7 protein-coding genes are annotated in these 6,636 nt (G+C 65.8%); 5 read left to right on the top strand and 2 right to left on the bottom strand.

Annotation, left to right across the window (positions count from 1 at the left end):
• Nucleotides 1–359 (top strand): dihydrofolate reductase family protein (locus VGQ44_00610; protein HEV8445287.1); only part of this gene is annotated, 359 nt, incomplete at its 5' end.
• Between the two features lie 179 nt (nucleotides 360–538).
• Here VGQ44_00610 and VGQ44_00615 read toward each other — a convergent pair.
• Complete coding sequence (locus VGQ44_00615; GenBank protein HEV8445288.1) at nucleotides 539–2,980, bottom strand: ABC transporter permease; 2,442 nt, start codon at nucleotides 2,978–2,980, stop codon at nucleotides 539–541.
• Between the two features lie 261 nt (nucleotides 2,981–3,241).
• Here VGQ44_00615 and VGQ44_00620 point away from each other — a divergent pair, with 261 nt between their 5' ends.
• The gene (locus tag VGQ44_00620; protein HEV8445289.1) at nucleotides 3,242–3,832 is read left to right on the top strand and encodes a shikimate kinase; all 591 of its coding nucleotides are present in this window, start codon (nucleotides 3,242–3,244) and stop codon (nucleotides 3,830–3,832) included.
• A gap of 238 nt (nucleotides 3,833–4,070) precedes the next feature.
• On the opposite strand, the gene VGQ44_00625 is transcribed toward VGQ44_00620, so the two are convergent.
• Nucleotides 4,071–4,505: a hypothetical protein gene (locus VGQ44_00625; protein ID HEV8445290.1), complete on the bottom strand. Its 435-nt coding sequence runs from the start codon at nucleotides 4,503–4,505 to the stop codon at nucleotides 4,071–4,073.
• 212 nt (nucleotides 4,506–4,717) lie between these two features.
• Here VGQ44_00625 and VGQ44_00630 point away from each other — a divergent pair, with 212 nt between their 5' ends.
• The 3 genes from VGQ44_00630 to VGQ44_00640 all read left to right on the top strand — a co-directional run bounded on the left by VGQ44_00630 (nucleotide 4,718) and on the right by VGQ44_00640 (nucleotide 6,592).
• Complete coding sequence (locus VGQ44_00630; protein ID HEV8445291.1) at nucleotides 4,718–5,071, top strand: hypothetical protein; 354 nt, start codon at nucleotides 4,718–4,720, stop codon at nucleotides 5,069–5,071.
• Between the two features lie 124 nt (nucleotides 5,072–5,195).
• Entirely contained in the window at nucleotides 5,196–5,879 is a 684-nt protein-coding gene (locus tag VGQ44_00635; protein ID HEV8445292.1) for a hypothetical protein, read from the top strand.
• A gap of 170 nt (nucleotides 5,880–6,049) precedes the next feature.
• Complete coding sequence (locus VGQ44_00640) at nucleotides 6,050–6,592, top strand: GNAT family N-acetyltransferase (protein HEV8445293.1); 543 nt, start codon at nucleotides 6,050–6,052, stop codon at nucleotides 6,590–6,592.
• The last annotated feature ends 44 nt before the right edge of the window (nucleotides 6,593–6,636 follow it).

The raw sequence follows: 6,636 nt of genomic DNA on the forward strand, positions 1-6,636 counted from the left end.
GACCGGAGTGGGATGCCGCCGACCACGACTTCGCGGCGGCGTGGCGGGCGCAGCCGAAATGGGTCGTCTCGCATACGCTCACCTCGGTCGGCGCAAACGCCACACTCGTCACGGAGAGCGTCGACGCGTTTGTGCGCCGACTGAAGAAGGAGGTCGAGGGTGAGATCGACGTCGCCGGGCCCGCCCTCGCAGCGAGCCTGACCGACCTCGGTCTGATCGACGAGTATCGTCTCTACTTCCGCCCGTTCGTACTTGGCGGCGGCAAGCCGTACTTTGCCGGCGCCAGGCCGCCGCTCCGCATCATCGCCAGCGATCGTGTTGGCGAGGATGCGGTTCGGCTGACGTGCGTCCCAGCCTGAGCATGCTTCGCGGGGGCACCGGCGAGTCAGACTCGACGCTCCAGCCGGTCGGCCACGCTTACGAGGGTGAACGTCCGATCGCTTTCGGGTGGTTCGCGTTTTGTGTCGTGGTCGCAGCGTTGCCGCTCGTAGACCGCCGGACGATAGCTGGGGAACAACACCGAAGTCCAGACAAGCCTTTAAGCGCCGCGGAGTAAGCGCGCCGGCTCGGCTTTGAGCGCGCGCCACGAGGGCGCGGCGCACGCCGCGGCCGCCGTGCCGATGATGGTCAGCGCCACCGCGGCGTAAGTCGCGGCGTCGGTGGCTCGCACACCAAACAAGAAATGCGAGACCACGCCGCGCATCGCGATCGACGCGATGATCCCGGCGCCCACGCCGCCGACGACGAGCACGAGCCCTTCGCGCGCGACCAATGCCAACACTCGCGAGCGCGTTGCGCCAAGCGCTACGCGAATCGCGATCTCGGGAAGCCGCTGCGCCACATTGTGGGCGACGACGCCCGAGAGCCCTGTTGCGGTGAGCACGAGCGCCAGCACGGCGAACACTCCGACGAGCGTGGTCGTGAGGCGCGGCTCCACCAACTGCGCGCCACGCGCTTGGTCGAGCGTCTCGACGTTTGAAACGGACTGTTGCGGATCCACGTCGCGGACAGCGGCGCGCACCGCCTGCTCGACGGTCGGCACAGGGCCAGCCGCGCGAGCGAACACGCGAACGTCGTACAGCGACGACGACGCGAGAATCGGCAGATAGACGGCGTCGGCCACTTCGGGATCGGCAAGGCGGTGCCGCACGTTGCCGACCACTCCCACCACCTCGCGCCACGTTCGCCCACCGTCAAACGTGATACGCGTCCCGATCGGATCCTGCCCGTTCCAATATTCCTCGACCAGGCGCTCGCTGATGATCGCCGGTGCGGTGAGGGTGTCGCGATCGAGCGGCGAAAACGGCCGGCCGCGGACGAGCGGAATCCCGACGGTCCGAAAGTACTTCGGCGAAACGGCCGTGACCTCGGCGCGCGGCGGAGGGCTGCCGGCGACAAGATCGGATGCGCGATCGATGCTGAACCGCTGCTCGCTCATACCGCCCGGTTGGAGTGGCGACGCGCTGGCCACTGCCGTTGATCTCACCCCCGGCAACGCGCCGAGCCGCTCGACGAGTGCGCGCGCGAGTGCCTCTTGCTTGGCCGGCGTATCGTACTTCGTGAAGTTCAACTCGAGCTGGGCGGTCAACACGTCGCGAAGTTCGATGCCGGCGTCTACCCGCTCGAGCGTGATCAAGCTGCGCCCAATGAGTCCCCCGCCAACGAGCATCACGAAGGCCAGCGCTACCTGCGCGGCGACGAGGAGCCCTCGGACGCGATGCTCGCGCGGCGTCGCTCCTGAACCAACGTTGCCGGCGCGAAGCGCGCCGACAAGATCTCGGCGGCCGCGCGCGTGAAGGAACGGCACCGCGGCGACCGCGAGCGCGATGATCACGCACAGCCCAGCGGCGAAGAGGAACACAGGCCCGCTCATCGCGATCTCGTCGGCCCGCGGTGTAAAGCGCGTCGCGAAGGTGCGCAGCAATCCCAGACCACTGCCGGCGATGGCGACGCCAACGGCGGCGGCGGCGACGCTCAGCATCAGGTTTTCCAGCGCGAGCTGGCGATAGAGACGCGCGCCACCTCCGCCGAGGGCGACCCGCAAGGCGAACTCGCGCGACCGCCGCAACTGTCGCGAAAGCGCGAGCGTGGCCACGTTGGCGACCGCCACGAGCAGCAGAAACACCGCGGTGGCGAGAAGCATGTAGAGAATGGGTTTCGCGCGCTTGGTCATCTCGTCGCGGGCGTTCGTGGCCACGAGACCCATGCGCAGCGCCGCTGGGTACGCGGCCGGATACGTCGCGTGCGCGCGCGCGCTGAGCGTCGAGAGCTCGCTCGCCGCCTCTTGTTCTGGGACATCGGGCTTGCGAATACCGAATGCCCGCAGCATGCGGTGGTCGCGCGTGGTCGCCATCCATTCTGAGGTGCGGAAGGGACAGGCGCCGATTGGCATCCACACGTCGTTCTCTTCCGGGTACCCGGGGAGCGGCGGCAGCACGCCGACGACGGTGTGCACGCGATCGTTCATCGTGAACTTCGTCCCAACGATGGACGAATCGCCGTGAAACTGATTCATCCAGAATCCATGACTGAGCACGACGACGGGCGCGGCACCCACCGCTTCCTCGCCCGGCCGGAACGTGCGTCCGAGCGCGGGCTTGACGCCGAGCATGTCGAAGAAGCCGTCCGAAACGACGCCAGTCGTCACGCGAAGCGGATCGCCGTGTCCGTAGAGCTGGAACGTCAACGTGTGGTATTCGGCAACGGCGCTGAAGGCACGCGTGTCGCGGCGCAGGTCCGCCACCTCGAGAGCCGAGAGGCCCTCGTCGGATGAACGGGCCGATGGCTGTCGGAAATGGACGAGGCGATCGCCGTTCGCCATCGGCAGGCGTTGAACCAGCACGCCGTTCACCATGCTGAAGATCGCGGTGGCGGCGCCGATGCCAATCGCGAGCGTGACGATGGCCGTGAGCGAGAAGGCGAATGACTTGGCGAGCGTGCGCGCGGAGTACCGCGCGTCTTGGATCAGGTTGTCGAGCATGCCTGGCCTATGCGGGGTTCCCCTTTCCCCAACATCCATACCCGACATCCATCATACGAATGAAGCGAGTGCAGCGCCAATCGAAGCGTGCTCGTTCGGCGCGGGATTTTCGTTGGAGGCGTTCGCTCTTGCCTTTGCGGCCATCACGGTCGTGAGCTGGCGGTACCTCTTCATCATACCGATCGCGTTGTCAATCGCGATCACGGTTTGTCTAACTGCGGCAGCATGGGTTTCGGGGAAGCAGGTTGTCCCGCGATCCCTGTGATTCATCTCATTGGCCCAGGCGGCGCCGGAAAGAGCACCGCGGCTCCGTATGTCGCCGCGCTCCTCGACGGGTCAGTACTCGACCTCGACCGCGTATTCGAAGTGGCGCACGGCGATATCGATCGGTTCATTCGCGTACATGGGTACGCGGCTTATGCCGCGGCAAACGTCGAGATCTACCTCGAACGCGGGTCGAGGAGCTCGGCCGTCGCGGCTCTCTCGTCAGGATTCATGACCTATTCCGCAGACGTGCATCCTGCGATCGCTGGGCTGCAACGAGAATTGGCTGCCGCGCCGACAACCGTCCTCCTGCTTCCGTCGCTCGACCTCGAGATTTGTGTCGCCGAAACGCTTCGACGTCAGGCAATCCGCCCATTGGCGATCCGTCGGTCAGCGGGGCGCGAGGAGGCCGTCATCCGAAAGCGGTTCGCCCACTATCGTCAGCTCACGTCGCGCGTGGTGACTACGATGCGGCCGGCATGGGTCGTGGCGCGCGAGGTCGTGGCCGCGATCAAGCCAGGCGCGGCGCGGCAGCGGCGATCATGCGCGCCAGACCCTTTTCCGCCATTTTCGCCCACTGCCAGCTGACCTTCAACCGCAGCGGAGCGCGCAAGCCGGCCGTCGTGCACAGGAGGTTCACGTCGCATCCCGGCGCTTCCGCACTCTCCGACTTACACTCCCAAACACGACCTTCTTCGTCAGTCACTTTCCGCGATGACATCGTCCGTTTCTCCATGGAGGTTCTACTGCGAAAACCACTACCCGGAGATGGATTGGGCGAACCACATGGAAGTAACCGACCATCAACATCATGTGAGAGGAATTGCTAGCCCCCGGTGAGCTTCGTCACGTCGTCGCTGGCCAATTCTGGCCGCATCGCTCGCCTGGCCACGGCGAGCGAGCCGGAGGCACAGATCGCGGAAGCGAGCGCGAACGCGGGGGCAATCATTAGTACGTCGCCCCAACCAAGGGACGCGATCTTGGCGAAGAGGGCTGATAAGAGAAGGCCGCCCGTCGCGCCCCATCCCGCGAAGCGCGGAAGCGACATCTGGTCAAACCCGCGACGGCCTTCGGTGAGCACGAGGACGCCGGAGAACGTGACGCCGGCAATGAAGCCGAGTACGCCGAAGATGATCGGGAACGGGGCGTCGGGGTTGAAGCCAAGCAACCAACGCGGCACGAGGCCCGCGGCGGACCATACGGCTCCCCAGGTAAAGCCCATCCCGATCGCGCCACGAATGCGTCGCAGCCACTTCCGCATGATTGCCTCCGACCCTTCCCGCCGCAGCTGTTGTGCTCGTCGTGCGCCAAGCTCTTTGTGGCGTAAAGTACTACTGAGGCGGGTGGGGCTCAAGCCGCTAAACAGCCTCCCCTCGCGCCTGCCTTCGTCGACGCCCTTGTGTGTCGTCCTGACCAACCGTACTCAGTATCGCGCTAACGCCTTGTTGCGGCATCCCCAAATCTCTTCACTCCATGCGACGTGCGCTCGGCATCCTCTTTTTTGTTGGCCCCTTCATCGCGGGGGCCGTCGCTGCCTCGAGTGCGCGACATGACCTCCGCCTGATCGCGATGGCCGTCGTCGCAACGAGCGCAGCGTGGCTACTTCGTCCTAGCGCCAAAGCCGGCGCCGGTAGGATTGCCCTCACCTTTGCTGCCGCTGCCGTCGCCGCTGTCGGAACGGCCATCGTCGCCGGTGCCCGCGCTCCATTCGGTGTGATCGCAGTCGCCGCTGTAGTTGCCGGCTTCGCGACCGTTGCCGCCGTCCTGCTCTCGACGGCTCGAGGATCGCCAACCGGCTCCTCGGTCGGCCAACCGAACGAACGCTGAGGCTGACGTTCGGCTCACACGCCCGTGGTACCGCGGCGGCCCGCTCTCTAGTTCGTTCCCCTTCCTGACATTCACAGCCCCCGTCGCTCTGAGTAGCGCGTGGAAAGCGGCCGTCATAGAATCGATGACTATGACCGAGCGACGGTACGACGACGAAGAAGTCCGCGAGATTTTCAGTCTTGCGACCACGGGCGACGCGCGTGGTCGGTCGCTGCCTGCCGAATCCGGCGGAATGACCCTGGATGAACTTCAGCGGATCGGTCATGAGGCGGGCATCGAGCCGGCGCGAGTCGCGCAAGCCGCGGAGAAGCTCCACGCCCGCGGGCGGCCGGCGCCCGTGCGGCGATCCTTTGGGATGCCCGTCGGAGTGTCGCGCGTGGTCGATCTGCCGCGCGCGCCCACGGACCGCGAGTGGGAGCAACTGATATCTGAATTCCGAACCACGTTCGGAGTGCACGGCCGCGCGACGACTTCCGGCGGGCTCCGCGAATGGTCTCATGGCAACCTCCACGTCTCGGTCGAGCCGACCGAGCATGGTGAGCAGCTTCGTCTCACCACGTTGAAGGACGACGGCATTGCGCTCAACATTCTCGGAGTCATGATGAGCGTGGTGTCGGTGCTCTTCAGTTCAGTGGTCGCCGCGGCCGGCAAGCCGGAGAAGGCGTTGCTGTTTCTCGGCATGTTCGGCGGAATGGCGGTGGCCGCGTTCGGAGCCAACCTGCTTCGCTTGCCGCGGTGGGCGCGCGAGCGCGAGCACCAGATGGAGGCCATTGCCGAGCACACAGTGAAGCTGCTGTCCAATTCGTAGGCAGCGGCAATCCGTGTGTCCGTGACGATTCGAGAGTTCTGGCGCTCCCCCTTCATCGCGCCCCGGATAGCCTTGGTGTTCGCTGGCGTCGCCGGCGCTCTCAACCTCGGCAGCTACGCCGGGCTCGGGATGAACCTGACGCGCGCGAGTGCGCACAACGAGGACCGTTGATGTTGGTTCGCGCCGCAACGATGGCCGACGTTCCCGCGCTCCGGCACCTCATCGAGCTTTCGGTGCGTGGACTCAGCACCGGCCACTATACCCTCGCGCAAATCGATGCCGCATTGCGCGAGGTCTTTGGCGTCGATACGCAACTCATTGCCGACGGCACCTATTACGTCGTCGATGGATCGTCGACGCCGGCAGCAGCGGGTGGGTGGAGCGCGCGGCGCACACTGTTCGGTGGCGACCAGATGAAGCAGACCGAGGATCCGCTGCTGGATCCCGCCGTGGATGCCGCGCGCATTCGCGCGTTCTTCGTGCATCCCGACTGGGCACGTCGCGGCTTGGCGAGGCGACTCTACGACACGTGCGAGCGCGCGGCGTCCGCCGCCGGGTTTCGCCGCTTCGAGTTGATGGCGACTCTGCCTGGCGAACCGTTGTATGACGCGCTCGGATTTGTCGCGGTCGAACGAGTCGAGTTGATGTTGGGCACGGGCCTGCCGGTCCCATTCGTGCGAATGGCCCGGCCCATCGAGCCACTGAGCACGTAGTGCGGCCGCTTCGCTGTACGATCAACGCCGTTGACACTGAATGA

Source organism: Gemmatimonadaceae bacterium, from assembly GCA_036003045.1.
Classification (GTDB): Bacteria; Gemmatimonadota; Gemmatimonadetes; order Gemmatimonadales; family Gemmatimonadaceae; genus JAQBQB01.